Origin of the sequence: Silvanigrella sp. (assembly GCF_044369315.1) — a bacterium.
In the GTDB taxonomy this organism is placed as follows: domain Bacteria; phylum Bdellovibrionota_B; class Oligoflexia; order Silvanigrellales; family Silvanigrellaceae; genus Silvanigrella.
The window spans coordinates 1-3,053 of sequence record NZ_JBIPMD010000360.1 but is presented as its reverse complement, the minus strand read 5'-3'; the positions used below and the strand labels follow the sequence as shown (position 1 = coordinate 3,053).

Below are 3,053 nucleotides of genomic sequence, written 5' to 3'. Positions count from 1 at the left end.
CTACGCAATGAATATCATCTCTGGGAGCCGGATGTGGGAAAACTACAAGTCCGGTTCTGCAGGGGTTTCATGGCAATGAATTACTTTATTTGAAAGGAAATAAAAGTCATGTCTCTACCTACCAATATTAAAAAAATATTTACCCTATTTTTAATTTTATTGGCTGGGTTTATTTTAGGTGTTGGTTTTTCAAATAAAATTTTGCCCATTTTTAATAAAGAAATTGACATTGATGATATATTTGGGAAAAAACTAATTGAAGTAGATGGGATTCGTTTTACTTCAACCTCATTACCAAAAGAATCCATTTATGATTATTATAACCTAAAAAATAATATTTATCATGCTGAAAAAAATTTCTTAAACCAGACAGCTTTAAGAATTGCATTAACAAATGATTTTAATAAAAAAAATGTAAAACAGGAAGATTTTTTAACTTTGAAAAACTTGATTAAGTTAGATTATATTGATGATAAAATAGTGAAAAATTATTATGATGATATTTTAAAAAAAGAAGGAGTTGGTGTTTTCCAAGGAAAAACTTTTGAAAATGTCAAAATTCAATTGAAAAATCAGTTGATAAACCAAAAAATGATAGAAATTTCTGAGAAAAAAATTTCTGAATTACTTAAAAATAATAGAATTAAAGTTTTAATCCCTAATTTAGAAAACCCTCCATTAAATATTGATATTTCATCTTTTCCTTCCTCAGGAAAAAAGCAATCCGAAATAACCTTATTAAATATTTATGATTATAATGAATTAAAAAGTAAAGAAAAAGAGGAAAAATTTGAAAAAATATTCAAAAAATATGCGGACAAGGTTAATTTTGTTTCAATACATTATTCATCAAATAATAATAAAATGAATGAAATTTTAATAAAGGGAGCTTATTGTGCTCAAAAACAAGAGCCAACTTTATTTTTAAAATATAATAAGATGATCTTTCAACTTTCTTTATGGAAAGAAAAAAATTTATCTAACATAAATGATATTAAGAATAAAGTAATAGAAATTGCAAAGTCATCAAATTTAAATCCAGAAATATTTCGATCTTGCTTAGATGCTCAAAAAACATTAATTGAAAATCAATTGATACAACAACAATTAAGCAACTCATTCATAATTAAAAACTCACCAAATTTTTATATAAATAAAAACTCGAAATTATATTCACAAGAAGAAATAGAGCAGGCTTTAAGAAGGACTGTTCATTAATTATCTAGTTATAATTTTGAACAAATAAAATTAAAACATCTAAATCATAATATAATTCATTAAGTTTAATTTATCATGAGGAGGATTGTTGAAAATTAATATTATATCAAAATTTTATATATTTATTATATTAATTAATATGTTTTGTCTTTCTTGTGACTATAATCCCTTAGGGGGGTCCAATTCACATGTAGATATTGGAAATACCCCATTTTTAAATACACCTGCATCGTTTTATATAACATCAGCTTTAGCGGATGATAGCAAAGTTTATTTAAACTGGTCCAATTCACTTAGAGCTGATAATTATTCTGTAGTTTATGGAAATTCTAGCGGAAATTATCCGAATAAAGTTAAATCTTGTAGTTCAATAAAGTTAAAAAAATGTTTAGTTGGTAATTTATCAAATGGTGTTACTTATTATTTTAGTATCATTGCTACAAATAAATATGGCTCTATTAATTCAACAAATGAAGTTTCATTAACACCTTCAATTTTTTCAATTATTGTTAAACCAAGTTCTCAAACTGCTTTGATAACTTGGGGTAATATTGATGGTGGATTAGGAAATACAACCTATACGCTTCAATATGGAACATCACCAGGAAGTGTGTCTCAAAGTATTTCTGGAGTGACAAGTTCTTATTTGGTAACAGGTCTAATTGATGGGTTTACTTATTATTTTCAGATTATAGCAAGCAATGACTCTGGAAGTGTAACAAGTAACACAGTATCAGCGCTTATCATAAATCCACCATCTACTCCTACTTGGAATGGATCTCCAAGCATTACATCAAATTTAGTTACTTTAAATTGGAATGCCGCAGTAGGATCGGGAACAATAACATATTCATTATATCGAAGTTTAGTTCCGGGAAGTCAATATGAAATTGTCCCTAGTTGTTCATCTATTAGTGCTTTAACTTGTACTGATGATGCAGTAAATTTAATCCCTGCAAATTTATATTATTATATATTAATTGCGACAAATGAAGGAGGAAACTCTCCGTCTTCTTCAGAAATAAACATTACTACATATCCTGCAATACCAAATACTTTACTTGTCTCAGCTGCTTCTGCTTCTAGTAATTTATTAAGTTGGTCTTCTTTATATGGAAACGCTAATATTACGTTTAATATATATAGATCAATATCATCACCTGTTGGGATTATAATAGTAAATAAAATTGGAACTTCAAGTTCAACATATATTTCACCTAATTTAAATTATTTAGATAGCTCTTCATTTTTAGAAAATAAAATATATTATTATAGCTTGACAGCAACGGATATAAGTGGAACTTCTTCAAATTCAATTGAACAAAGTATTCCCTCTTCTTTATTAACAGCGCCTTCTTTATTGTCTTCTTCATCTGTATCTTCAAATTCACTAACATTAAATTGGACATTAAGTGTTGGAAACGCTCCTTTAACTTTTAATGTTTATAGATCATTGACAAGTTCGCCTGCTAGTTGGGGTAGTCCTATTTATTCTGGAACATCTTCTTCGTTTATAGATAGTTCATTATCGGAAAATACGAATTATTATTACAAAGTTGGCGCATTAAATTCAAGGCCAAATGCAACGGAACAAGTTTCATCTGTATTTAGTACTTTAACTGCTTTACAAACGCCTCCATCATTACTAGCGCCTACAAATATAACTTATAATTCAATTACATTAAATTGGAATTCTGCTCCTAATAATGGAACAGTTACTTATCAATTATTTAGATCTACGACAGGTTTAACAGGAAGTTGGGGATCCGCAATTTTTACGACAACTTCAGCACTTACGTATACAGACAATACAGGTTTATTAGAAAATAAAAATT

The 3,053-nt window shown here is 27.7% G+C and carries 2 protein-coding genes; both read left to right on the top strand.

All coding sequences use genetic code 11. From position 1 onward, the window contains the following. Positions 1 to 108: 108 nt before the first annotated feature. Entirely contained in the window at positions 109 to 1,218 is a 1,110-nt protein-coding gene (locus ACIQ56_RS17320) for a thioredoxin domain-containing protein (RefSeq protein ID WP_397602272.1), read from the top strand. A gap of 88 nt (positions 1,219 to 1,306) precedes the next feature. Next, the coding region (locus ACIQ56_RS17315) for a hypothetical protein (protein WP_397602271.1) at positions 1,307 to 3,053 on the top strand (1,747 nt) is incomplete at its 3' end.

What these genes read in the sequence shown, in the direction of transcription:
- ACIQ56_RS17320 (WP_397602272.1), top strand. Translation starts at nt 109, where the DNA reads ATGTCTCTACCTACCAATATTAAAAAAATATTTACCCTATTTTTAATT.